This is a genomic window from Streptomyces sp. NPDC100445 (assembly GCF_044759735.1).
Taxonomy (GTDB): domain Bacteria; phylum Actinomycetota; class Actinomycetes; order Streptomycetales; family Streptomycetaceae; genus Streptomyces.
Genome location: NZ_JBIVZV010000005.1, coordinates 444,739 through 469,127 on the forward strand (window position 1 = coordinate 444,739; position 24,389 = coordinate 469,127).

The following is a 24,389-nucleotide window of genomic DNA, read 5'->3' on the forward strand; positions in this document are numbered from 1 at the left end:
GGTGGAGGGCATGACAGACCAGGCCATGGACAGGGAAACGGACATCCCGGGCAAGCCCACGTCCGCCTCGCGCACCACGCTCAGTCACATCATGACCCACAACGACACCAACCTGCTGGGGACGGTGCACGGCGGGGTGATCATGAAGCTGGTGGACGACGCGGCGGGCGCGGTGGCGGGCCGGCACTCCGGCGGACCCGCCGTCACCGCGTCGATGGACGAGATGGTGTTCCTGGAGCCGGTCCGCGTCGGCGACCTGGTCCACGTCAAGGCGCAGGTGAACTGGACCGGCCGGACCTCCATGGAGATCGGCGTCCGGGTCCTGGCCGAACGCTGGAACGAGTCCGACCCGGCCACCCAGGTCGGCTCGGCCTACCTGGTCTTCGCGGCCGTGGACGCCGACGGCAGCCCGCGCCGGGTGCCGCCGGTGATGCCGGAGACCGACCGCGACCGCCGCCGTTACCAGGAGGCCCAGATCCGCCGCACGCACCGGCTGGCCCGCCGCCGGGCGATCCGCGAGCTGCGCGAGAAGCGCGCCGCGGAGGGCTTCGAGGACTAGGGCCTCTCGTTCGGGCCGTGCCGGGCGCGGGCCCGGTCCGTCACCGGGCCGCCCCGTCCTACGCGGTGCCCGAGCAGACCACCTCGCTGCCCCGCACCACGTTCTGCTCCGGCTGCCCCGGGTCCTCGAAGCGGACCTTGCGCACCTTGCGCGCGTCGCCGAAGTCGGGCCCGGCGACCACCTTCAGCAGCGGGCCCTGGCCCGGGGCCGCCCGCAGCTCGCTGCCCGGCAGGGCCGCGGCGAGGGAGAGCGCGGAGCGGTCCCAGCGGGGGTCGTAGGTGATCACGGTGTGCCGGACCCGGCCGGGGGCGGTCACCGGCTGCCGGGTGGTGGCGAAACCGTTCGCCACGAGGGCGGCGTCGACCCGCTTGGCCAGCCCGGCGGTGCCGGAGCCGTTCTCCACCTGCACCCGGATCCGGTCCGGGGCCACCTCCACCGGCACCGGCGCGGGGCCCCGGTGCGGGCGGTCCGCGGTGAGCGGTTCGTCGTCGCGCAGCGACTGGAACAGCCTGGCCGCCTTCGCCTGATCCCACTTCAGGGTCGAGCCGATGCCCTTGACCCGGTAGTCCAGCTGCGCCAGCGGCACGGTGGTGAACTCCGAGGACGAGGGGGAGAAGTTCCGCATCGCGCGGCCGAGGTCGAGCAGTTCGTCGGTGCCGAACCCCGCGTCGGCGCGGACCGAGCCGAGCACCGCCCGGGTCACGTCCCGGAACCGCATCGGGTTCAGCAGCACCCCGGAGGAGGTCGCCTTCTCCAGCAGCGCGGCCAGGAACCGCTGCTGCCGTTTCATCCGGCCGAGATCGCTGGCCCCGTCGACGTGCCGCGCCCGCACGTACTGGAGCGCCTGCCCGCCCATCAGCGTGCGCGTGCCGGGCGGGAGGTCCAGGCCGGTGTAGGAGTCCTTCAGCGGCGTCGGCGTGCACACCTTCACCCCGCCGAGCACGTCGACGGTCCGCATGAAGCTGGTGAAGTCGACCTCCAGGTAGTGGTCGATCTTCACGTGGGTCATGTTCTCGACCGTGCGGATGGTCAGCTGGGGGCCGCCCTCGGCGTAGGCCGCGTTGAGCCTGACCGGGTGCGGGCCGTGGCGCTGCCCGGAGTTCTGGTCGACGTGCGCCGGCATCTCGGCGTAGGAGTCGCGCGGCAGGCTCACCACGGTGGCCCGGTCCCGGTCCGCCGCGATGTGCACGATCATCATCGTGTCGGTGCAGTGGCAGGGCTCGCCGCCCAGCCGGTACGCGCGCCGCTCCCGCTCGCCGATCTTGTCGCGGCCGTCGGTGCCGACGAGCAGGACGTTCATGCCGTGACCGGCGCGGGGCCGGTTCTTCATGTCCTTGAAGGCGTCGATCCGGGCGATGCCCGCGTCCAGGCTGCTGACGACCGCGTGGCCGATGCCGGCCGAGGCGAGCACCACGACCGACAGGGTGGTCACCGCCCGCATGGCCCAGCGCGGACGCCGGGGTGGCCGGACGGAGTGCACCGGCCGCTCGGGCGGGCGCGGCACACGGCGGGGCGGTTGCGGTCGGGGCTGCGGACGCGCGGGCGACCTGGGCGGGCTGGGCAAGGGGGACACCTCCGGACGAGGCCGTACGTGGGATCCGTGAGCACAGTAGGCCGATACGATCTCCAGCCCGCCGCGGTGCCCCGGCGGCGCGCACCGGTGTCCCCCGTTCGCGGTAACGTGACTCTCCTATGAACGCCAAGCCCGACGTGCGGCTCCCCGCTGTGTCCGTGATCATGCCCGTCCTCAACGAGGAGCGGCATCTGCGCGGGGCCGTCCAAGCGATCCTCGCGCAGGAGTACGCCGGTGAGATGGAGGTCGTGATCGCCCTCGGTCCGTCCACGGACCGCACGGACGAGATCGCCGCCGAGCTGGTGCACGAAGACCCGCGCGTGCACACCGTCCCCAATCCCACCGGTCGCACGCCCGCCGCGCTGAACGCGGCGATCAAAGCCTCCCGGCACCCGGTCGTGGTCCGCGTCGACGGCCACGGCATGCTCTCGCCCGACTACATCGCCACCGCCGTCCGCCTCCTGGCGGAGACCGGCGCGCAGAACGTCGGCGGCATCATGCACGCCGAGGGCGAGAACGACTGGGAGCACGCGGTCGCCGCCGCGATGACCTCGAAGATCGGCGTGGGCAACGCCGCCTTCCACACCGGCGGCCGGGCCGGCCCCGCCGAGACGGTCTACCTCGGCGTCTTCCGCCGGGAGGCCCTGGAACGGCAGGGCGGCTACAACGAGGAGTTCATCCGCGCCCAGGACTGGGAGCTGAACTTCCGGATCCGTGAGGCGGGCGGGCTGATCTGGTTCTCGCCCGAGCTGAGGGTGTCGTACCGGCCGCGGCCGTCGGTACGGGCGCTGGCGAAGCAGTACAAGGACTACGGCCGCTGGCGGCACGTCGTCGCCCGCTACCACTCGGGCTCCATCAACCTGCGTTACCTCGCCCCGCCGGTGGCGGTGTGCGCGATCGCGGCGGGGATCGTGGTGGGCGCCGCCGTGACCCCGTGGGGCCTGCTGGTCCCCGGCGGCTACCTGGCGGCGATCGCCGCGGGTTCCGTCCCGGCCGGCCGAGGGCTGCCCCTGGCGGCCCGGCTGCGGATACCGGTGGCCCTCGCCACCATGCACATGTGCTGGGGCTGGGGCTTCCTCACCAGCCCCCGGTCCCTGGCGCGGAAGGTCATCGCCTCCCGGCGGCCGGCGGTCCCGGACGCCGCCTGACCGGCCGCACGTGAACGGCGAGGGGCCCCACCCCGGCGGGTGGGGCCCCTCGCCGTTCACCCGGCTACCACCGGTACACGCTGTACACCGGCATGCAGGACTTGGTGTCCGAGCCGTTGACCGCGTCGGAGTTGTCCGGCAGGTCGCCCGCCTTCGGCTCGGACTTCGCGGAGTAGCTGCTGCCACTGCGCCAGTCCGCGCCGACGACGAGCGTGACCCCGGAGACGTCCGTCGACCGGTGCACCGCGCTCATCGGGATGCCCAGCGCCGCGGCCAGGGTCTGCGCGTCGCCCTCCAGGTCGGCGCTCGGGTACCGTACGGCCGTCTTGTCCTCGGCCAGGCTGCCGGAGGCGTCGGCCTGGGCGCGGGTGTAGCCCTTGCCGACGAGGACCTGGGTGATGGCCGAGGCCCGCTGCCCCACCGCGGGCTGTGTGGCGGTCCGGGTGCCGTTGCGCACCAGCACCCCGAGCCCGCCCGGCTCGACCGACGGTTTCCGCGAGGGCTTGTCGTCCTCGGCGCCCTTCTTCGCGCCGGACTTGCCGCCGTTCTTGTCGAACGCCACGTCGTCCCGGAGCATCTGCCACATCTTGTCGGCGTTGGGCGTGTCCGGCACCACGTGGTCGCGGTTCTGCGGGTCCCGCTTGTTGGGCATGGTCACCGAGGTGATGCGGTCGGCCGGCACCGACTTCAGCTGCATGCCGAGGTCGTACAGCTTCTTGACCGTGCCGATCTCCTCGGACACCTTCAGCGACTTGGTGGCCGCCTCCGCCAGGTCCATCAGCCGGCCGGTGTCGGTGAACACGTTCTGCTTGCGCAGCGTGCGCATCATCGAGTTCAGGTACATGTGCTGGGCGCGGGCCCGCATCAGGTCGTCGCCCCAGGCGTGCCGCGTGCGCAGCCACTGGAGGGCCTGCTCGTGGTAGACCTTGTGCGTCCCGGCCTTCAGCTTGAGCCCCGATCCGCCGGGCACGTCCCGCGTCGGGTGGTCCCACACGTTCTGCCGCACGCAGACCTCGACACCGCCGATGGCGTCCGCCATCCGCACCACACCCGCGAAGTCGATCGTCATCCAGTGGTCGATGTAGACCCCGGTGAGGTTCTCCCAGGTGAGCAGCGTGCAGCCGGCGCCGCCGCGGGCCAGGGTGACGTTGATGATGTCGTTCGTCGCCGGGTACTGCTTGCCGGTGTCGGGGTCCTTGCACGCGGGGATGTCCACCCGGGTGTCCCGCGGGATGCTGACCATGGCGGCGCTTCTGCGGTCCGCCGAGAGGTGGATGAGCATCTGCACGTCCGCCAGCGGCGGGTCACCGGCGTGGTCCCTGCTGCCGCCGAGCTTCACGTTCTCCGCGCTGTTGCGGCTGTCCGAGCCGATCAGCAGGATGTTCAGCGGGGTCTGACCGGCCGCGTTCGGCTCGGTCCGGCGCGCCTTGGAGTCGTCGCCTCCGGTGCGCGCCCCTTTTTCGATGTTGCTGTTGAGGTGCTGGTAGTACAGGTAGCCGGCGCCCGCCGTCCCGAGTATCACCACGGCCAGCACGGTCGCCGACCAGCGTATGGCCCGCCGTCCGCGTCGTCTCGGCCCCTCCTTCGGACCAGCGGTCCGCCCCCTGCCGCCGTGCCGGCCCCGCCCCGCCGACGCGGCCGCGGTCCGCGGCGTGCGCGACTTCGCGTCCTCGACCGCCGCAGCCCGTCCGCGCACCTCGCTCTGCGTCAACTCCCTGCCCTCCCCACCCCTTGCGCCCGACAACGGGCCCGTCCCGCGTCCGGTTAGACGCACGACGGGCCCGCAGGGTTACCTACGAGGCGCACTTGACCTTGTCCGCGGTGGACTTGTCCACCTCCGGCGCCTTCGTCGGCACCGTGAGCGACACTCCCGCGCCCTTGAAGTCCTTGCCCAGGGTCAGCGTCATCGCCGGAAGCCCCTGGGAGTTGGTCACGCTGCGGCCCGGCTTCAGCGCCGATCCGGACAGTCCCATCAGCGCGGCCAGCCGGCGCGCCTGGGCCGCCTGGCCGGGAGCGTACTCCAGCGTCGTCCTGCCGAGCGCCGCCGGGGCGTTGCCGGCGTTCTCCGACTTGGTCACGCCCACGTCGTTCTGGAGCCAGTTGAGCACCGCCTGGGCGCTGCCGGTGACGGCGCCGCCGTTGAGGATGCGCACCCGGACCTCGGAGGCGGGTGCCTTGGTGCCCTTGAGCCGGGCCGCCTGGGCGTCCTTCGCGGCCTTCTGCCGCTTCTTCACCTCGGTGAAGGACACGTCGTTGCGGACGGCGTCGAAGACCGCGGGTGCCTTCGCCTCGTCCAGCACCACGGTGGCGTGGACCTTCTCCGCCGGGTTGTCCTTGACCGGCACCGTGGTGAAGGTCAGGTTCTTCGGGTTGAGCTTGCCCAGCTCCAGGCCCAGGTCCTTCAGCTTGCCGATGCTGTCCAGCTTGTCGTCCACGGTGAGCGCCTTGGTGCCCGCCTCCGCCAGCTTCAGCATCTTCGTCGGACTGGTGAGCGTGGAGTTCCCCTTGAGCTTGCGCATCAGCGCGCCCAGGAACTGCTGCTGGAGCCCGATCCGGCTCAGGTCGCCGCCGAAGCCCACCGAGTGCCGGGTGCGGACGAACGCCAGCGCCTGCTCGCCGGAGATGGTGTGGGTGCCCTTGGACAGCTTCAGGTGGGAGTCGGCGTCGTCGATGTCCTTGGCCAGGCAGACCTCGACCCCGTCGACCGCCTCGGTCAGCGTCTTGACCGCGTTGAAGTCCGCGACCATGAAGTCGTCCGGCGTGATCCCGGTCAGCGCCGTCACCGTGCGCATGGTGCAGCTCGGCGTGCGGTCGTCCTGCCCGAGGCTCTGGTTGAACCGGGCGCCCGGCGTACCGGGGATGACCTTCCGGGAGCCGTCCGCCTGCTGCGTCGGGCAGTCCGGGATGTCGGTGATCAGGTCGCGCGGGATGCTCAGCGCGGTGGCGTTCGACCGGTCCTTGGACAGGTGCAGCAGGATGGTGGTGTCGGCGTGCCCGACGCTCCCCGAGTCCCCGTACCCCTCGTTGCCCTTACCGGTGCGCTTGTCGGTGCCGATCAGCAGGATGTTGATCGCCTGGTCCTTGCTGAAGCCGCCGGTGCCGGCGCCGTCGTCGGACACCGACGTGATGTTGCCGTTCAGGTGCCTGACGTAGAGGTAGCCGGCGGCCGTCACCGCGACCAGCACGAAGGCCATGCTGCCGCCGGTCCACAGCAGGACCTTCTTCGTCCGGGACTTCTTCTTCACCGGCCGCCGGGCGGCGCGCCGGCTCTGCGCCGGTTCCGGTTCACGGGCGGCGCGTCGCCCCTGCGCCGGTTCCGGTTCGCCGCCCCGGCGCCGGGACGAGCGCGGCTGCGGCACGTCGGTGCCGCGCGTGCGGGGCTCCGGCCGGGCGTCGTCGGCCGGCGGCCGGGCACGGCCGCCCGTCGCGCGACCCCCGTCACGGGGTGAGGGCTTGCGCGGTCCGGGGACCGGCGACTGCGCTGGGGAAGGGGTCAGTCGCAGTTCGTATTCGCCGGTGTTCGGATTGAGCACCCACTGGTCTGCGGGATCGATGTTGTCCGCCCGCCCACGGCCTTGCGCGTCCACGGTTGTCCGAATCCTCCGTCGGGGCCACGCGGCGCCTTCCCCCAATCAGGCGCTCGGGTCTCGGTGAAACAGTGCACGACCCCAGGTCGGACCTCGCGGCCAGGTGCACCGGATCGCTCACACTATCCGCCCGGTTCGGCGTCGGGCGACGCCGGTGACAAATTCCACCTCCCTACAACCGGGCAATCCCGCCCATTTTCCGGCCGGAAGGCGCTTGTCTTGGTCAGCCTCTTACCCGCAGGTCTGTTCGGCGGCCGTGTTCCCGCGGAAGGTGGGCATCGGCGAGGGGTCGCTCTTGCCGTCCTCGCCGGGCTTCCCTGTGTCCCCGCTGTGCGCGTCCCGGGCCACCGCGACCGGCCGGTCGGCCCGCAGCCGCGCGAACAGCCGCTCGGCCGCGGGCTCCACGAGCTGGTCCCGGTTGGAGTCGTAGACGTACGACTCCCTGGGCACGGTCAGGAACTGCACCCGGTCGGTGGGGACGTCGCGCAGTCCGCGCACCAGTTGGTACAGCCCGCGCAGGTTCGCCAGTTCCGGGTCGGTGGTCAGCGACGACGTCGCCGCGTCCAGCACCGGGTACAGCTTCACCGGGTTCAGCAGGACGTCGTCACCGCGCACCTTGCCCACCAGCGCCCCGAGGAAGCGCTGCTGGCGCTCCATCCGCTCGGTGTCGCTGCCGTCGCCGAGCGTCTTGCGGGCGCGCACGTACCCGAGCGCCTGCTCCCCGTCGAGCGTCACCTTCCCGGCGGGCAGCCTCAGCTTCGCCGCCGCGTCGTCGACGGGCTCCCGCAGGCACACCTGGACCCCGTCGACGGCGTCCACCATGTCCTTGAACCCGCTGAAGTCCACGACCACGTGATGGTCCACGCGGATGTCCGTCAGCTTCTCGACGGTGCGGATCGTGCACGCCGAGCCGCCCACCTGGAAGGCGTGGTTGAGCATCGCGAACACCGGGTCGCTGCGGGTGCCGTCGGACTGCCGGCAGCCGGGGACGTCCACCATCAGGTCCCGGGGCAGGGAGACGGCGGTGGCGCTGCGCCGGTCGGCGGCCAGGTGCAGCAGGATCGTCGTGTCCGACCGCTCGCTGCCCAGGTCCCGCCCGTACGCGCCGTTGCCCTCACCGGCCCGCGTGTCGGACCCGATGAGCAGGATGTTCTGCGCGTCCCGCACCAGCGCGGTGGGCCGCTCCCGCTCGTACCGCGCCAGTTCGGCGGCGGCCGCGTCGTCCGCGGTGATGTTGGCGCTGAGCTTCGCGTAGACCGCCCAGCAGGCCCCGCCGGCCAGCACGGCGAGCAGGACGGCCCCCAGCGCCGAGAACCGCAGCCGGCGCCGCCACCGGCGCCGGGAGAGCCCGGTACCGGTGGCGGAGGCTCCGGGACCGGGGGACCTGTCCGAGGGGTCGGTCACGGCGGGGCCACCCCCTCACGGCGTACGGGCGTCACGTCCTCCTGCTCCTACGACCATGGCGGGAACCGGCCCGCGCGGCGCCCCGGGGTACGCCGGCCGGGGGAACGGCGCCGCCGCGGCGCTACCGCCGGAGGGCCGTCACCCGCTCGCTCTCCACCCGCTGCGCGAGACCGTCCTCGTCCAGCCGCTCCAGGTGCCGGCACAGCACCACCGAGCCCCCGACGGCCAGCGGCGCGAACAGCCCGGCGGCCAGCCCCTCCCACGTGTCGTACGGCAGTCCCGACAGCAGCCGGGACCCCGGCCCCGTCAGCCCCAGCGCCGGCGCCTCGGCCGAGGCCCGCTCGACCACCTCCGCCGCGCCGAACTCCCGCCCGGCGACGACGAGCGCCGGCTCCCGCGGGTCCACCGGCGCGAACGGCGCGAACCGGTCGCCCTGCCCCGGCACCTCCACGGCGTAGTCGGCGAACCCCTGCGGCGCCTGCGGGAACCGCCCGCCCAGGGGGCGCAGCGCCAGCGCCACCCGCTCACCCCGGCAGGCCCGCGCGGCCTCAAGGGAGTCCGGCCCGCTGACCACGACGTCGGCGGCCGCCGGGTCCCCCGCGACGTCCGCCACCGCGCCCACCGAGGAACACGCCAGCAGCCACACCGCCGTCTGCCAGTGCGCGGGCAGCAGCAGCGCGACCCGGTCGCCGGGCCCGGCGGACAGGTCGCCCTGGAGCAGGTTGGCGGTCTTGGCCACCCAGTTGGCGAAGGTGGCCACGGACAGTTCGACGCGTTCGCCCGTGGCGTCGTCGTAGAAGGTCACCAGCGGGCGGCCGGGGTCCGCGGCCAGTGCGGAAGTCAGCAGGTCGGCAGGGGTGCGATCGGTGGCGTTCACCCGGCACAGGGTACGCGCGGGCCGGCGCGCGCACCGCGTGGAGCGGCCACCGGTTCGGCGGAACGGCCCCCGCCGGCCCGCCAGTTCCCCGATGGACAGGGCCGGAGCACTGTGTCCACGATCGGGCCCATGCGTGGACACCTCACTTCCGCCGCCGGCGCCCTCCCGCTCGCCGTCCGGTCGATCGGCCTCGCCTGCGCCGTGGTCGTCGCCCTCACGCCCGCGCCGCCGGCCGCCGCCGTGACCGCCGGGTCCGGGCGGACGCCGGGAGCCGCCACCGCCGGCGGACCGGCCGGAGGTGAGATCCCGGGCGGCACCCGGTCGCTGCCTCTTGTGCCGCTCACCGCCGAGCGGGTCGGCGGCACGGCCCCCGACCAGGGGCTGTACCGGGCGCAGGTCGGCCGGTTCGCGCTCGTCGGGGTCGTCTGGAACGACCCGGACGCCACGCTGCCCGGACGGGTCCGGGTGCGCACACGCTCCGTCGCGACGGGTAAGTGGTCCCGCTGGCAGGACGTCGAGGCGCACAACGCCGACCACGGCGCCGACCCGGGCACGGCCGAGCGCTCCGCCCGCCGGGTGCGCGGGGCCACCGCGCCGCTCTGGGTGGGCGACTCGGACGGAGTCGACCTCCGGGTGCGCGCGGACGGCGGCACCGGGGGCACCCCGGACGGGCGCGGGCGAACGCCGCGGACCGTGCTGCCGCCGGGACTGCGCCTGGAACTGGTCGACCCAGGCGAGGAGAGGAAGGCGCCACCGGCCGGCTCGGCGCGCGCCCTCCCCGGCGCGGGAGCCGCCCCGGCCGCCGGCACCGGCCCCACCCGCTCCGGCGCCACCGTGGTCCCGGAACCGGACCGGCGGGACACCGATCGCGAACCGACCCGCCTGACCGGCACCGCCCGGGCGAAGCCGCACATCGGCCCGCGCCCGCGCATCGTCACCCGCCGGGGCTGGGGCGCCGACGAGTCGCTGCGCCGCCGCGGGTTCGTCTACACCGAAAAGGTCAAGGCGGCCTTCGTCCACCACACCGCCTCCGGCAACCGCTACACCTGCGCCCAGGCCCCCGCCGTCGTCCGCGGCATCTACCGCTACCACGTGCGCAGCGCGGGCTGGCGGGACATCGGCTACAACTTCCTCGTCGACAAGTGCGGAACCCTCTACGAGGGCCGGGCCGGCGGCGTGGCCAAGGCGGTCCTCGGCGCGCACACCCTCGGGTTCAACACCGACAGCATGGGCATCGCGGTGATCGGCACCTACGGTTCGGCCAAGCCGTCGAGCGCCGCGGTGAAGTCCGTCGCCCGGCTCACCGCCTGGAAACTCGGGCTCTACGGCGGCGATCCGCGCGGGCGGACCTCGCTGACGTCGGGCGGCGGCAACCGCTACCCGCGGGGACGGACCGTGCGGTTCCACGTCATCTCCGGCCACCGGGACGGGTTCGCCACCGCGTGCCCCGGCAAACGGCTCTACGCCAAGCTCGGCACGGCCCGCTCCAGCGCCGCGCGCTACCAAGGGCGCTGAGGCCGCGCGCGGGGCCCGCACCGCCTCCACCGGGGGGAAAGCGTGCGGCCATCCGACGGGGGCCGCGCGCCCGTCGAAGGGTGTCGTCGCCCGCTCTGCATACACTGACCGGCCGAAACGACGGTCGACGAGTGGTGCGGCCGGACCCGGCAGGAAGCAGAGACGACAGGTGACAGAAGCGATCCTCCTGGTCGGCGGCAAGGGCACGCGGCTGCGACCACTCACGGTGCACACGCCCAAACCGATGGTCCCGGCCGCCGGGGTGCCGTTCCTCACCCACCAGCTGGCGCGGGCCGCGGCGGCGGGCGTCGACCACATCGTCCTCGCCACCAGCTACCTCGCCGAGGTCTTCGAGCCCTGCTTCGGCGACGGCTCCGCACTGGGCCTGCACCTGGAGTACGTCACCGAGGAGGAACCCCTCGGCACCGGCGGCGCCCTCCGCAACGTCTCCTCCCGCCTGCGCTCCGGCCCCGACGACCCGGTCCTGGTCTTCAACGGCGACATCCTGACCGGCCTCGACATCGGGGCCCTCGTCGCCACCCACGAGTCGACGGGCGCGGACGTCTCCCTGCACCTGACGAGGGTGACGGACCCGCGGGCCTACGGTCTCGTCCCCACGGACGCCACCGGCCGCGTCCAGGCGTTCCTGGAGAAGCCGCAGGCGCCGGAGGAGATCGTCACCGACCAGATCAACGCGGGGGCGTACGTGTTCCGCCGCTCGGTCATCGACACGATCCCGGCGGACCGCCCCGTCTCCGTGGAACGCGAGACCTTCCCCGGCCTGCTGGCCGCCGGCGCCCACCTCCAGGGCATGGTCGACTCCACCTACTGGCTGGACCTCGGCACCCCCGCCGCGTTCGTCCGCGGCTCCGCCGACCTGGTCCTCGGCCGCGCCCCGTCCCCGGCCGTCCCGGGCCGCCGCGGCGACCGCCTGGTCCTGCCCACGGCCACCGTCGCGCCGGACGCGAAGCTGACCGGCGGCACGGTGGTCGGCGAGGGCGCGTACGTGGCGCCGGGCGCGCGGATCTCCGGCTCGGCCATCCTCCCCGGCGCCGTCATCGAACCCGACGCCGTCGTCACCGACTCCCTCGTCGGCGCCCGGGCCCGCGTCGGCGAGCGCTCCGTCCTCACCGGCACGGTGGTCGGCGACGGCGCGGTCGTGGGCGCCGACAACGAACTGCGCGAGGGAGCGCGCGTCTGGTGCGACGCCCGCATCCCACCGGCCGCACTGCGCTTCTCCCCGGACCGCTGACCACGACGGCCCCGGCCGGACCCAGGACGGGCGTCCCGCCCCGGCCGGCCGACGGCATCCACCGAGGACGCCCGGCCTGGACGGTGCCCGGCTGACGGCGTCGGCCGAGGGTGCCCGGCCTGACGGTGCCCGGCTGACGGCATCCGCCGAAGGTGCCCGGCTGACGGCGTCCGGCTGAGGGTGCCCGGCCTGGCGGTGCCCGGCTGACGGCGTCCGCCGAGGGCGCTCGGGCATCCGGCTGAGGATGGCCGGCCTGGCGGTGTCCGGCTGGCGGCGCCCGTCCGGTGCCCTGCCGACGGCACCCGGTTGACGGCGTCCAGCCTGACGGTGCCCGGCTGAGAGCGCCCGGCGGCCGGTGTCCGACCTGACGTGCCCGGCTGATGAGACCCAGCCTGGCGGCGTCCAGCCTGACGGTGCCCGGCTGAGAGCGCCCGGCGGCCGGTGTCCGACCTGACGTGCCCGGCTACAGCACCCGGCTCAGGGTGCCTGGCCTGAGGGCGCCCGGCCGACGGCACCCGGCTGACAGCATCCGCCGAGGGTGCCCGGCTGGCGGCATCCGGCTGAGGATGGCCGGCCGGGCGGTGTCCGGCCTGATGGTGTCCGACTGACGACGCCCGTCCGGTGCCCGGCCGACGGCACCCGGCTGACGGCGCCCAGCCTGACGGTGCCCGGCGGACGGTGCTCGACCCGACATGCCCGGCTGACGGCATCCAGCTGAGGGTGCCCCGCCTGACGGCGCCCGGTCGGCGACATCCGGCCGACGGCGCCCGGCCCGACGGCGCGTCCTCAGAGCAAGCCGATGTCCACCCGGGGCATCTTCGGCACCCGCCGTGCGGGCAGGTGCCCGCTCAGCAGGATCAGGCGCGCCGCCCGGTGCCGCTGCCCGGCGTACGGCTCCAGCAGCCGCAGCATCACGGAGTCGTCCGCGTCCCGGTCCCCGGCCAGCGCCCACCCCACGATACCCGGCAGGTGCAGGTCCCCCACCGTCACCTCGTCCGCCGCCCCGTGGCTGCGCTGCACGACCTCGGCCGACGTCCACGGCCCCACCCCCGGCACGACCTCCAGCCGGGCCCGGGCGGCCGCCGCCGACATCCCGACCGACTGCTCCAGCCGCGCGGCGACCCGCACGGCCCGCAGGATCGTGGACGCCCGCTTGTCGTCGACGCCGGCGCGGTGCCACTCCCAGGAGGGGATCAGCGCCCACGTCCGCGGCGCCGGCATCACGGACATCGGCCGTTCCCCCGTGCCCGCGGGCCCCGGCGCCGGCTCACCGAACCGCCGTACGAGCAGCCGCCACGCCCGGTAGGCCTCGTCCGCGGTGACCTTCTGCTCCAGCACGGACGGGATCAGCGATTCCAGCACCAGCCCGGTCCGGGTCAGCCGCAGCCCCGGCCGCCGGTGCCGTGCCAGCGCCACCAGCCGGTGCCGCGGCACGAACGCGCCGGGATCGTCGGCGGCACCGAGCAGCTCGGGCAACCGCTCCAGCAGCCAGTCCGCGCCGGACCCCCACGCCTCGCCGAGCACCTCGCCGCCGTGCGCGCGCACCCGCAGCGTGCCCGGCCCGGCGGGCGTACGCGCGGCACGCCACACGGACCCGTCCGCCGTCACCCGGAACGTCGGGTCGCCGGGCCCGCGCCGCAGCGGTCCGAGGACCAGCCCCAGGTCGAGGGGGCCGTCCGGCACCCACCGCCGGACCCGCACCGGCGCGGTCGCCTGCCGCGGCACCCCGCTCCCGGCGGGCACGACGGCATGCCCGCCGCGCACGGTCGTACGCGTGGGGCGCTGGGGGAAACGTCCTGCCACTGGGGGTCCTAGGGCTGCCGGGGCTGTCCTACGAGGGTAGGCGGTGTCCGGCGGCTCTCACCTCACCTCGAGGAACGCCTCCGCGTCCCGGGGCGGCCGCGGTCCCGGCTCCCCGGCCGGGTGACCGACCGCCACCGCGCCCATCGGGTCCCAGCCGGCCGGCAGTTCCAGCACCTCGCGCACCACGTCCCGACAGAACATCGTGGACGACACCCAGGCCGAGCCCAGCCGCTCCCCGGCCAGCGCGACCAGCAGGTTCTGCACGCCCGCGCCCATCGCGACGACGAACATCTCCCGCTCGGCGCCGTCCCGCCGCGCGTCCCCGTAGGTGTGCGAGCCGTCCATGACGAGGCACGGCACGACCAGGCAGGGCGCGTCGCGCAGCACGTCCCCGCGCCGGACGCGCCGGGCGACGGACTCCTCGCTCCGGCCGTCCCGGCGCAGGTCGGCCACCCAGGCGTCCCGCATGGCGTCCAGCAGCCGGGTGCGGGACCGTGCCGACTCCAGCAGCACGAACCGCCACGGCGTGGTGTGGTGCGGGGCGGGCGCGGTGACCGCCGCGGCCACCGCGCGGCGCACCGCGCCGGGGTCCACGGGCTCGTCCGTGAACGCCCGGACCGTGCGCCGCTGCGTCACCGCCTCCCGGACCGCCTCCGAGGTGCCGAGCCGGAACATGTCGTCCCGCGCGATGCGCACCAGCGCCCGCGCGCCCTCGTCGTCCGCCGCGGCGGCGGCGCCGCCGTCCCCGTCCCGGCCGTCCCGGGCCGGGGTCACCAGGTGCGCCAGGCCGCGCACCACGGCCACCGGCCGGCCGGCCGTCTTGCCCTTGACCAGGTCACCGGCGGCGGCCAACTCGTCCGCCGTGGCGACGACGGTCGCGCTGAGCGGGTTGCCGTGCGCGTCCGTGCCGCCGCGCAGGTCGTCCAGCACGCGCACCCCGGCCGCGCCGATGGCCACGTCCGTCAGCCCGGTGCGCCAGGGCCGCCCGGAGGTATCGGTGACGACGACCCCGACGTCGACACCGAGGGCGTCGCGCAGACCGGCGCGAAGGGCGCGCGCGGACGCGTCCGGGTCCTCGGGCAGCAGCAGCACCGTCCCCGCGGGGGTGTTGGAGGCGTCGACCCCGGCGGCGGCCATGACCAGGCCCTGCCGGTTCTCCACGATGCGCAGCGCGCCGCGCCGGGCCACCACCCGGACCGTCTCGGCGTCGATCGCGGCCTCCCGGTCGGCCGCCCGGACCACCCGGCCCTCGGCCTTGGAGACGATCTTGGAGGTGACGAGCAGCACGTCACCGTCGGCCAGGTCCGGCTCGGCCGCGGCGATCAGCTTGGCCAGGTCGTCACCCGGCCGCACCTCGGGGATGCCCGACAGGGCCCGGACCGAGTACTCCGGGCGCTCCTCGCTCACGCTCCCCGCACCTCCTCGGCCAGCGCCAGCGCCTCCCGCGCCATCTGCGCGGTCTCCTCCGGGCCCGTCATCATCAGCGGCACGGCCCGGCAGCGGATGCCGTCGGCCTCGACCCGCTCCACCACGCCGGCGTCCACGGTGTCGACCAGCCAGCCGTCCAGCAGCCCGGAGCCGTAGTGCTCGGCGACCGCGGCGGCCGTCGACTCCACGCCGACCGCGGCGAGCACCTTGTCGGCCATCCCGCGCACGGGCGCGTCACCGACGATGGGGGACAGGCCCACCACGGGCACGCCCGCCTCGGCGATGGCCTCGCGGATGCCGGGCACGGCCAGGATCGTGCCGATGGACACGACGGGGTTGGACGGCGGGAAGAGGATGACGTCCGCGGCCGCGATGGCCTCCAGCACGCCCGGCGCCGGCTTGGCCTGGTCCGCACCGACCGGGACGACCGCCTCGGCCGGGACGGAGGCGCGCAGCCGCACCCAGTACTCCTGGAAGTGGATCACCTTGCGTTCGCCGTCGCCCGCGGCGGAGTCGCTGCCGGGCAGGGTGACGGCCACGTGCGTCTCGACGCGGTCGTCGGTCATCGGGATCAGCTTCACGCCCGGGCGCCAGCGGTCGCACAGCGCCTCGGTGACCGCGCTCAGCGGATAGCCGGCGCCGAGCATCTGCGTCCGCACGATATGCGTGGCGAAGTCCCGGTCGCCCAGCCCGAACCACTCGGGCCCGACGCCGTAGGCCGCCAGCTCCTCCTTCAGGTGGAAGGTCTCGTCGGCCCGCCCCCACCCCTGCTCCTCGTTGATGCCGCCGCCCAGCGTGTACATCACCGTGTCCAGGTCCGGGCAGACCTTCAGCCCGAAGAGATGGATGTCGTCGCCGGTGTTGCCGATGACCGTGACGTCCGCGTCCGGCGCGGCCCGCTTCAGACCACGCAGGAAACGGGCACCACCGATGCCGCCTGCCAGAACCACAATGCGCATGGGGCAAGTCTCGCAGGCGGGTACGACAACACGTCAGGCAGTCACCGGACGCGCCGCCGACGGGTTTCGGGCAGGGCTTCCCGGGCGCGGGTCCCGGCAGCCCGGCAGCCCGGCAGCCCGGCAGGCGGTCAGCGGTCAGGCGGTCACCGGGTGCGGCCCGGTGCGCGCCTCGCAGTGCGGGGAGTCGTGCATCGGCATCTCGGTCAGCCCCGGGAAGTACACGTGCAGGCTGACCGCCGGCTCCAGCGTGTCGTTGACGACCTCGTGCACGTACCCCGGTGCGAACACCCGTCCCCACTCCCCGCCGCCCCCGTGCGGCGACGTGTCCGCCGCGCCCGCCGTCAGCACGCGCGTGCCGTGCGCGGTGCGCTCGGTGAGGGCGCCCTCCAGGACGGTCAGCACCCCGGAGGAGCGGCCGTGGTCGTGCCGCCCGCTGCCCTGCCCGGGCACCCAGGACAGCAGCCACACCTCGTACCCGGGGCCGGTGCGCAGCCGGTGGTACCAGCGGGTGGTGGCGTCGTAGCGGACGAGGTGCGCCCACTGGTCGCGGTCGGCGGCGATCGAGCGCGCGAGTCCCACGAACTCGGCGACGGTGGCCGGGTGTTCGCGCGGCGGCTGGAGCAGATGCGGGACTTCGAGGAGGTCGCCGGCGATCTGGAGGTCGTTGTCGCTGTTCATCGGGGTGCGGTGGTCCTCGGTGAAGAGTGGGGGGCCGGAGCTGGGTGACGCGTGCGGTCCGTCCGGGTCACGGGCGGGCGGGGTGCCCCGGTGCGGGGATCACGAGGCGTGGAACGCGGCCGAGCCGGGATGGACTCGGGGACAGCCGGAGCGGGCTCGGCTCAACAGCTGGGACAGCAGCAACAGCTACAGCGCGCGCGGGCGGCACCGAGGGACCCGGCGGAGCGGGTCGAGGCGGGTGCCGAGTTCGCGAGCATGCCCACTAGGACACCGGTTCACACCCGCGGTGTCAACTCGTGGCCCGGTATGTGGGACGTGTTTCACCTCATCCGGTTCTTCTGTCAGGTGAAAGGTTTGTTCACCGGGATGCCGGGACACATGGGGCACATCCGAGCGCTCGAGCCTCACGGAACGCGATCGAACACGGGGACGTCCTTCTCCGTACAGACGGGTGTACGGGATCCGGGCCGCCCTGCCGGTCCCGTCTGTGTGTCAAGGTTTATGCCGATTTGAACACTTTCCGCACGGCCTTGGTTCCGCAGAGTGAATAACGGGCCCAATAGCAGATCTCGGCTTGACTCGCCCGGAGCAGCACACTTGTAATTTCACTCGTGTCGTTCAGCCGGAATCGGTAACGGCCACGCACGGGGACGTGAAAGACGGACGAGGGGCGCACATGACCGAGCTGGTGCAGCAACTGCTGGTCGACGACGCGGACGAGGAACTCGGCTGGCAGGAGCGCGCGCTGTGCGCCCAGACCGACCCCGAGTCCTTCTTCCCCGAGAAGGGCGGCTCCACCAGAGAGGCCAAGAAGGTCTGCCTCGCCTGCGAGGTCCGCTCCGAGTGCCTCGAGTACGCCCTCGCCAACGACGAGCGCTTCGGCATCTGGGGCGGCCTGTCCGAGCGGGAGCGCCGCCGGCTGAAGAAGGCCGCCGTCTGAGCGCAGCGGTCCGCGGACTGGCCGCACGCGTACGGCTTCCCGCGCACGCACACACGCACGCGTACACACGGGAACGTCACGAACGGCCCGGCGCCGGTGGGTTGTCCACAGGCGGCGGGCCGTCGTCATGGTCAGCCGATAGTGTGGTCGCTCGTCCGAGACGCCCCGCCGTCCCCTCGACGCACGAGGAGGCGCGGACGTCCACCGCAGTCCATCGAACCGGGGCCCGTACCTCGATGTCCGTGCACAGCCATACGGCGGCCCAAGACGGCACCGCCACCCCTGAGTTCCCGCGCCATGTGGTGACCGCGGTCCTCGTCTCCCACGACGGCGCCCGCTGGCTGCCCGACGCCCTCGCCGGGCTGCTCGGCCAGGAGCGCCCCGTCCAGTACGCGGTGGCCGCCGACACCGGCAGCGCGGACGGCTCCGCCCAGCTGCTCACCGACGCCCTCGGCGACGCCGACGTGCTGCACCTCGCCCGCCGCACCGGCTTCGGCCAGGCCGTCGAGGAGGCGTGCCGCACCGCGCCCGTCCTCACCCCCGAGGACCTGCCGTACCTCAAGCGCCCCAGCGGCTGGGACCCGGTCACCCGCAGCTGGCGGGACGACGCCTACGACCTGCCCGAACTGCCGCACGGCGAACCCGTCCAGTGGCTCTGGCTGCTGCACGACGACTGCGCCCCCGAACCCGACGCCCTCGCCCAGCTGCTCCGGGTCGTCGACACCGAACTCGAACTCGGCCGCGACGACGTCGCGATCGTCGGCCCCAAGCTGCGCGGCTGGTACGACCGCCGGCAGCTGCTGGAGGTCGGCGTCACCCTCGCCAACTCCGGCCGCCGCTGGACCGGCCTGGACCGCCGCGAACAGGACCAGGGCCAGCACGACCACGTCCGCACCGTGCTGTCCGTGTCCACCGCCGGCATGCTCGTCCGCCGCGACGTCTTCGAACAGCTCGGCGGCTTCGACCGCCGGCTGCCCCTGATGCGCGACGACGTCGATCTGTGCTGGCGCGCCCACACCGCCGGCCACCGCGTCCTGGTCGCCCCCGACGCCGTCGTCCGGCACGCCGAGGCCGCCTCCCGGGAGCGCCGCACCGTCGACTGCGCGGGCCGCACAGCCGCCTCCCCGCACAAGGTCGACAAGGCCGGCGCCGTCTACACCCTGCTCGCCAACACCCGTACTGCCGCGCTGCCCTGGGTACTGGCGCGCATCCTGGTCGGCACCGTCCTGCGCACCCTCGCCTACCTCGTCGGCAAGGTCCCCGGACAGGCCCTGGACGAGATCCGCGGTCTGCTGAGCACCCTGCTGCGCCCCGAACGGATCATCGCCGCCCGGCGCCGCCGCGGCCCCGCCCGGACCGACAAGGGCGAGCTGCGCGGCCTGTTCCCGCCGCCCGGCGCCACCGTCCGGGCCACCGTGGAACAGCTCGCGGGCCACTTCGCCACCGACTCCGACGTCGACACCACCTCGGCCGGCCGGCACGGCGGCGCCGTGGAGTCCGGGCCCGGCGGCGACGACGCCGACTTCCTGGAGGTCGAGCAGTTCGCCCGGCTCCGGCGGATCGCCCGCAGACCCGGACCGGTGCTCTTCCTCGTCCTGCTGCTCGTCTCCCTCGCCGCCTGCCGCGCCCTGCTCGGCGGCGGGGCCCTCGCCGGCGGCGCCCTGCTGCCCGCCCCGGCCGACGCCGGCGACCTGTGGTCCCGCTACCTGGACGCCTGGCACCCGGTCGGCTCCGGCGGCACCTCCTCCGCACCGCCCTACCTGGCGTTCGTCGCGGCCCTCGGCTCCCTCCTGTTCGGCTCCGCCGGATTCGCCGTCACCGTCCTGCTGGTCGGCTCGGTGCCGCTCGCCGGATGCGCGGCCTACTTCGCCTCCCGCCCCCTGGTCACCTCCCGGCTGCTGCGCGCCTGGGCGGCCGTCGGCTACGCCTTCCTGCCCGCCGTCACCGGCGCCCTGGCCGGCGGCCGCGTCGGCACCGCCGTCCTCGCGGTGCTGCTCCCGCTCATCGCCCGCGCGGGCACCGCCGCGAGCGGCCTCGGCCACCGCACCGGCGCACCCGGCAGCTGGCGGGCCACCTGGGCGTACGCGCTGCTGCTGAGCGTCGCCACGGCCTTCACGCCGATCGTGTGGCCCGCCGCCCTCGTCCTCGGCCTGGGCGTCCTGGTCCTGCGCCGCCGCGAGCTCGTCGCCCACGGCCCGCGATTCCTCGTCCAGCTCGGCACCCCGCTGCTGCTCCTGGCGCCCTGGTCGCTGACGCTGCTGCCGACTGGCTTCTTCCGCGAGGCCGGCCTGGAGTACGGCGCCTCCTCGGCCTCCGCGACGGATCTGCTCGGCGCCGGCCCCGGCGGACCCGGCACCGTGCACGGCCTGATGCTCATCGGCATCGTGCTCGCCGCGCTCGCCGCCCTGCTGCGCTCCGAACGGCAGCTCGGCATCCGTGCCGCCTGGACCGCCGCCCTCGTCGGCCTCGTCCTCGCCGTCCTGTCCAACCGCTCCACCTGGGCGGGACCGGCCACCCTCGTCTACGGCATCGCCCTGCTGGCCGCCGCCGCCCTCGGCGCCGACGGCGCCCGCGCGCGCGTGGCCGAGCAGAGCTTCGGCTGGCGCCAGCCCGTCGCCGCCCTGATCGCCTTCGCCGCCGCCGCCGGCCCGCTGCTCGTCGCCGCGGGCTGGGTGATCGGCGGCGCCGACGGCCCCCTGGAGCGCCGCGACCCGGCACAGGTGCCCGCGTTCGTCGCCGAGGACTCCGACACCGGCGACCGGGCGCGCACCCTGGTCCTGGACAGCGACTCCACCGCGCGCGTGCGCTACAGCCTGGTCCGGGGCTCCGGCGCCCGCATGGGCGACGCCGAACTCGCCGCCGCCGACGGCGCCGAGACCCGCCTGGACAAGGTGGTCGCCGACCTGGTCGCCGGCTCCGGCGCCGACCAGGCCGACCAGCTCGGCGGTTTCGCCGTGCGCTACGTCCTCGTGCACCAGGGCGCACCCCGCGACATCACCCGGGTCCTCGACGCCACTCCCGGCCTGTCCCGGCTGAGCCGGCAGGGCGGCAACGCGCTGTGGCGCGTCGACCGCGAGGTCTCCCGCGCGGCCGTCGTGCCCGCCGCCGGCCGCGGTCCGGCCCGGCCGGTCGCCGCGGGACCGGTGGAGGTCCACACCACGGTCCCCGCCGGCTCGGGCGACCGCGTCCTGCGCCTGGCCGACAGTGCCGCCCCCGGCTGGACGGCCACCCTCGACGGCAGACCGCTCACCCCGACCACGGTCGACGGCTGGGCCCAGGGCTTCCGGCTGCCGTCCGCCGGCGGCAGGCTCGACGTCACCTACGACGCGCCGCTCGCCCACACCGCCTGGCTGTGGGCCCAGGGCGCGCTCGCCGTCGTCCTGGTCGTCCTCGCCCTCCCCGGCCGCCGCCGCGACGTCGACGACGACCTGCCCGAGGAGCAGCCCGTGCCCGCCCAGGCCACCGCCGGCGAGGGCCGCCGCGCCCGCCGGCTGCGTGCCCAGGCCGAGGAACCGGCCGCGGGCGACCCGCCCGCCGCGCCCGCACCCGCCGAGCAGCCCCCGGCGGCCGTGCCCCACCAGCAGTCCTACGACGAGTGGGACCCGGCCTCCTACGGCGACACCGGGGACGGCGGCCACGGCACGGACCCGTACCGCACCGGGACGGGCTACGACCAGCCGGCGTACCAGCAGCCCGATCCCTACCAGGCGGCTCCCTACGACCCGTACGCCTACGACGGCGGCGCCGGCCCGGCGCCGTACGACCCGGCGGCCTACCAGCAGCAGGGCTACGGCCAGGAGTACCCGCCGGCCTACGACCCCGCCCACGACCCCGCCGGGCAGGGCTACGACCCGGCCCGTCCCCACGGGACCGGCACCGAGCGCCCCGACGGGAGCCAGCAGTGAACCGCACCACCCTGTCCCTGGCGGCCGGCACGGCCGCGCTGGCCGCCGTCACCGCGTTCGCCGCGGTCACCACGCCGGCCGCGTCCGGCGCCCCCGCCCCCCGGACGACCGCCCGGCTGCCCGTCGAGCGCACCGGCCTGCTCTGCCCGGCCCCCAGCGACTCGGACATCGCCGACACGACGTACACCTCGTTCACCCCGGTCACCGAGGGCGCCGCGCACACCGGCTCGGCGCGGTTCGTGGCGGCCGGCGGGGAGACGGCCGGGAGCGGGAAGGGCAAGGCGGGCAAGGCGAAGGCCACTCCGCCCGTGCTCACCCCGAAGGCGCCGGGCACGCCGGCCACCGGTGACACCTCCGGCGCCGCCCCCGCGCTGGCCGGCACGGCGGACGGCGGGTTCGCGCCCGGCTGGACGGTCCAGGAGACCACCGAGATCGCCGCCGGCACCGGCCGCGGCCTCCAGGGCGTCGGCTGCACCGGCGCGGACACCGAGTTCTGGTTCCCGGGCGCCGCCACGGCCGCCGGCCGCACCGACTACGTCCACCTGACCAACCCCGACGACTCCACCGCCGTCGTCGACATAGAGCTGTTCGGTCCGGACGGGGCGATCAAGTCCCCGCTGGGCGAGAACCTCACCGTCCGGCCGCACACCAGCAAGGCCTTCCTGCTCCCCACGCTCACCGACGAGCGGCAGGCCGACCTGACCGTGCACGTCGGCGTCCGCAGCGGGCGGGTCGGCGCGGCCGTACGGGCCCTGGACGACAAGACGGGCGGCGACTGGCTGGCCGCGGCCGCCGACCCGGCCGGCAGCCTGGTCCTGCCCGGCATCCCGAAGGACGCCACCGACGTCCGCCTCATCGCCTTCACCCCCGGCGACGACGACGCCGACCTGAAGATCCGCCTGGCCTCGCCCGACGGCCTGATCACCCCGGCCGGCAACGAGACCCTCCACGTCAAGTCCGGCATGACGGGCGCGGTGGACCTCGGCGACGTCACCCGCGGCGAGGCCGGCTCCCTGGTCCTCACCCCCACCGGCCGACCGGTCCCGGTCGTCGCGGCGCTCCGCGTCGTCCGGGGCAAGGGGGACAAGAAGGAGACGGCGTTCATCCCGGCCACCGCCCCGGTCGGCGCGCGCGCCACAGCGGCCGACAACCGGGCGAAGCACGCGACCCTCGCCCTGACGGCCCCCACCGCCACGGCCACGGTCGAGGTCACCGCGTCGGCCGGCAGCGAGGGCGGCACCCCCGTCACCAAGACGTACACGGTGAAACCCGGCACCACCGAGGACATCACCGACCTGGTCCCGGGCGGCCTGAGAGGCACGTACGCGCTGACGGTGCGGACCGAATCCGGCGGTCCCGTCTACGCGGCCCGCACGCTCACCGCGTCCGGCACGGACGTCGCGGCCTTCACCGTCCAGACCCTGGCGGACGACCACGGCACGGTGGCGGTCCCCGAGACGCGGGAGGACCTGTCCGTCCTCCAGAAGTAGGCGTCCGGGCGGGTGATCCGGGGCGGCCGGTCGGGTGGTTCCGCCGGCTCCCCGCCCCAGGATCTCCCGCCGGGACCCGTGGCCGGTCCGGACGGGAGGCGCTAGTCCTCCCCGTACCGCGGATCCACGGTCTCCGGCGTCAGCCCGAGCAGCTCGGCCACCTGTTCCACCACGATCTCGTGCACCAGCGCGGCCCGCTCGTCACGTCCCTTGGTCCGGATCTCCACCGGCCGCCGGTAGACGACCACCCCGGCCCGCCGGCCCTCCCGCGCGGGTACGGTCCCCCCGAGCGGCACGGCCTCGTCGCTCCACGCCGCGTCCTCGCCCCGGCCCTCCAGCCGGGGCACCTCCAGCACCAGGAAGTCCATGTCGGCCACCTGCGGCCAGCGCCGCTCCAGACGGTCCACGGAGTCCTGCACCAGGTCCGCGAACATCTCGGCGCGGCTGGCCGCGAGCGGCACCTGCGGCGGCGCGATCGGCCCCCGCATACCCCGCCCGTGGCGATCACGGCGACGGGGTCCGGGTCCGGCGGCACGGGGCGGTACACGGTTGTCCATCACCGGGGAAGCGTAGTCCCCGCAGCCTGCGCCCGTCCGGCTGCACACGGCAACCCGCGGTGATCACCGGTGTCGCGGGACGACCGTTCCGGCCGGGGTCCGGCTCGTTGCCGTACCCTTCCCGGCCCGCCCGACGGCGGGTGAGCGGCGGCGTTCGTACCGACATATGACCGCTTCTCCCGCGCCCCGGCACCCTCGGCAGGCCCTCCCGCCCGGGCCGGCGGGGCCGCTCCGGAGCGGCGTGTGGGGCGTCTCACACCACGACACGGTGGAGTGACCTGGGGGAGAGTCGTCGCGGCCCGCTCAAGAGTGCGGTACCGTCCAACGTCGTGAGCCCTGTACGTCGCTGTTCGCGCACCGCCTGCGGCCGACCCGCCGTCGCGACGCTGACGTACGTCTACGCCGACTCGACCGCGGTCCTCGGCCCGCTCGCCACCTACGCCGAACCCCACTGCTACGACTTGTGCGCCGAGCACTCCGAGCGCCTCACCGCCCCGCGCGGCTGGGAGGTCGTCCGCCTCCTCGACGGCTCCGCCCCCGCGCGGCCCAGTGGTGACGACCTGGAAGCGCTTGCCAACGCCGTGCGCGAGGCGGCCCGCCCGCAGCAGCGCGCGGCCGGCGCGGGCGGCGGCGGGGCCCGCTCCGTGGACCCCATGGAGGTGGCCCGCCGCGGTCACCTCCGCGTCCTGCGCTCCCCGGACAACTGAACTCCAC

The 24,389-nt window shown here is 74.8% G+C and carries 18 protein-coding genes; 8 read left to right on the top strand and 10 right to left on the bottom strand.

What is annotated here, in order from left to right:
- The first annotated feature begins 10 nt into the window (after positions 1-10).
- Entirely contained in the window at positions 11-559 is a 549-nt protein-coding gene (locus tag ACIQVT_RS16140; protein WP_403752882.1) for an acyl-CoA thioesterase, read from the top strand.
- 58 nt (positions 560-617) lie between these two features.
- Here the strand turns inward: ACIQVT_RS16140 and ACIQVT_RS16145 are convergent, their stop codons facing one another.
- Positions 618-2,000 (bottom strand): LCP family protein, encoded by a 1,383-nt coding sequence (locus ACIQVT_RS16145; protein WP_403752885.1) that lies wholly within the window; start codon positions 1,998-2,000, stop codon positions 618-620.
- A 251-nt stretch (positions 2,001-2,251) separates the two neighbouring features.
- Here ACIQVT_RS16145 and ACIQVT_RS16150 point away from each other — a divergent pair, with 251 nt between their 5' ends.
- A complete protein-coding gene (locus tag ACIQVT_RS16150; protein ID WP_403752888.1) occupies positions 2,252-3,280 on the top strand; it encodes a glycosyltransferase family 2 protein in 1,029 nt (342 codons plus the stop codon).
- Positions 3,281-3,344: 64 nt separating this feature from the next.
- On the opposite strand, the gene ACIQVT_RS16155 is transcribed toward ACIQVT_RS16150, so the two are convergent.
- The 4 genes from ACIQVT_RS16155 to ACIQVT_RS16170 form a co-directional block, all read right to left on the bottom strand.
- Positions 3,345-4,991: an LCP family protein gene (locus tag ACIQVT_RS16155; RefSeq protein WP_403752891.1), complete on the bottom strand. Its 1,647-nt coding sequence runs from the start codon at positions 4,989-4,991 to the stop codon at positions 3,345-3,347.
- 82 nt (positions 4,992-5,073) lie between these two features.
- Positions 5,074-6,867, bottom strand: a complete 1,794-nt coding sequence (locus ACIQVT_RS16160; RefSeq protein WP_403752894.1) for an LCP family protein — start codon at positions 6,865-6,867, stop codon at positions 5,074-5,076.
- Positions 6,868-7,098: 231 nt separating this feature from the next.
- Complete coding sequence (locus tag ACIQVT_RS16165; RefSeq protein WP_403752897.1) at positions 7,099-8,271, bottom strand: LCP family protein; 1,173 nt, start codon at positions 8,269-8,271, stop codon at positions 7,099-7,101.
- A 121-nt stretch (positions 8,272-8,392) separates the two neighbouring features.
- Positions 8,393-9,148: a TIGR03089 family protein gene (locus ACIQVT_RS16170; RefSeq protein ID WP_403752900.1), complete on the bottom strand. Its 756-nt coding sequence runs from the start codon at positions 9,146-9,148 to the stop codon at positions 8,393-8,395.
- 129 nt (positions 9,149-9,277) lie between these two features.
- Here ACIQVT_RS16170 and ACIQVT_RS16175 point away from each other — a divergent pair, with 129 nt between their 5' ends.
- Positions 9,278-10,663, top strand: a complete 1,386-nt coding sequence (locus tag ACIQVT_RS16175; protein WP_403752903.1) for a peptidoglycan recognition protein — start codon at positions 9,278-9,280, stop codon at positions 10,661-10,663.
- Positions 10,664-10,832: 169 nt separating this feature from the next.
- On the top strand, positions 10,833-11,915 hold the full coding sequence (locus tag ACIQVT_RS16180; protein ID WP_403752906.1) for a sugar phosphate nucleotidyltransferase: 1,083 nt from the start codon (positions 10,833-10,835) through the stop codon (positions 11,913-11,915).
- A 786-nt stretch (positions 11,916-12,701) separates the two neighbouring features.
- On the opposite strand, the gene ACIQVT_RS16185 is transcribed toward ACIQVT_RS16180, so the two are convergent.
- The 4 genes from ACIQVT_RS16185 to ACIQVT_RS16200 all read right to left on the bottom strand — a co-directional run bounded on the left by ACIQVT_RS16185 (position 12,702) and on the right by ACIQVT_RS16200 (position 16,783).
- Positions 12,702-13,718, bottom strand: a complete 1,017-nt coding sequence (locus ACIQVT_RS16185) for a DNA-3-methyladenine glycosylase family protein (protein WP_403752909.1) — start codon at positions 13,716-13,718, stop codon at positions 12,702-12,704.
- 57 nt (positions 13,719-13,775) lie between these two features.
- Positions 13,776-15,125 carry a coenzyme F420-0:L-glutamate ligase gene (locus tag ACIQVT_RS16190; protein ID WP_403752912.1) on the bottom strand — a complete coding sequence of 450 codons (1,350 nt, stop codon included), beginning with the start codon at positions 15,123-15,125 and terminating at the stop codon, positions 13,776-13,778.
- Positions 15,122-16,105 carry a 2-phospho-L-lactate transferase gene (cofD, locus tag ACIQVT_RS16195; RefSeq protein ID WP_403752915.1) on the bottom strand — a complete coding sequence of 328 codons (984 nt, stop codon included), beginning with the start codon at positions 16,103-16,105 and terminating at the stop codon, positions 15,122-15,124. The genes ACIQVT_RS16190 and cofD overlap by 4 nt, the downstream gene beginning before the upstream one ends.
- Before the next feature lie 135 nt (positions 16,106-16,240).
- Positions 16,241-16,783 (bottom strand): cysteine dioxygenase, encoded by a 543-nt coding sequence (locus tag ACIQVT_RS16200; protein ID WP_403752918.1) that lies wholly within the window; start codon positions 16,781-16,783, stop codon positions 16,241-16,243.
- 676 nt (positions 16,784-17,459) lie between these two features.
- Here ACIQVT_RS16200 and ACIQVT_RS16205 point away from each other — a divergent pair.
- The 3 genes from ACIQVT_RS16205 (at position 17,460) to ACIQVT_RS16215 (ending at position 23,118) form a co-directional block, all read left to right on the top strand.
- Entirely contained in the window at positions 17,460-17,723 is a 264-nt protein-coding gene (locus ACIQVT_RS16205) for a WhiB family transcriptional regulator (protein ID WP_003975777.1), read from the top strand.
- 236 nt (positions 17,724-17,959) lie between these two features.
- Complete coding sequence (locus ACIQVT_RS16210; protein WP_403752921.1) at positions 17,960-21,628, top strand: glycosyltransferase; 3,669 nt, start codon at positions 17,960-17,962, stop codon at positions 21,626-21,628.
- Positions 21,625-23,118, top strand: a complete 1,494-nt coding sequence (locus ACIQVT_RS16215; RefSeq protein ID WP_403752924.1) for a DUF5719 family protein — start codon at positions 21,625-21,627, stop codon at positions 23,116-23,118. The genes ACIQVT_RS16210 and ACIQVT_RS16215 overlap by 4 nt, the downstream gene beginning before the upstream one ends.
- 101 nt (positions 23,119-23,219) lie before the next feature.
- Here ACIQVT_RS16215 and ACIQVT_RS16220 read toward each other — a convergent pair whose 3' ends face one another.
- On the bottom strand, positions 23,220-23,606 hold the full coding sequence (locus ACIQVT_RS16220) for a metallopeptidase family protein (protein ID WP_403752927.1): 387 nt from the start codon (positions 23,604-23,606) through the stop codon (positions 23,220-23,222).
- Between the two features lie 398 nt (positions 23,607-24,004).
- On the opposite strand from ACIQVT_RS16220, the gene ACIQVT_RS16225 reads away from it, so the two are divergent.
- The gene (locus ACIQVT_RS16225; RefSeq protein ID WP_403752930.1) at positions 24,005-24,382 is read left to right on the top strand and encodes a DUF3499 domain-containing protein; all 378 of its coding nucleotides are present in this window, start codon (positions 24,005-24,007) and stop codon (positions 24,380-24,382) included.
- The last annotated feature ends 7 nt before the right edge of the window (positions 24,383-24,389 follow it).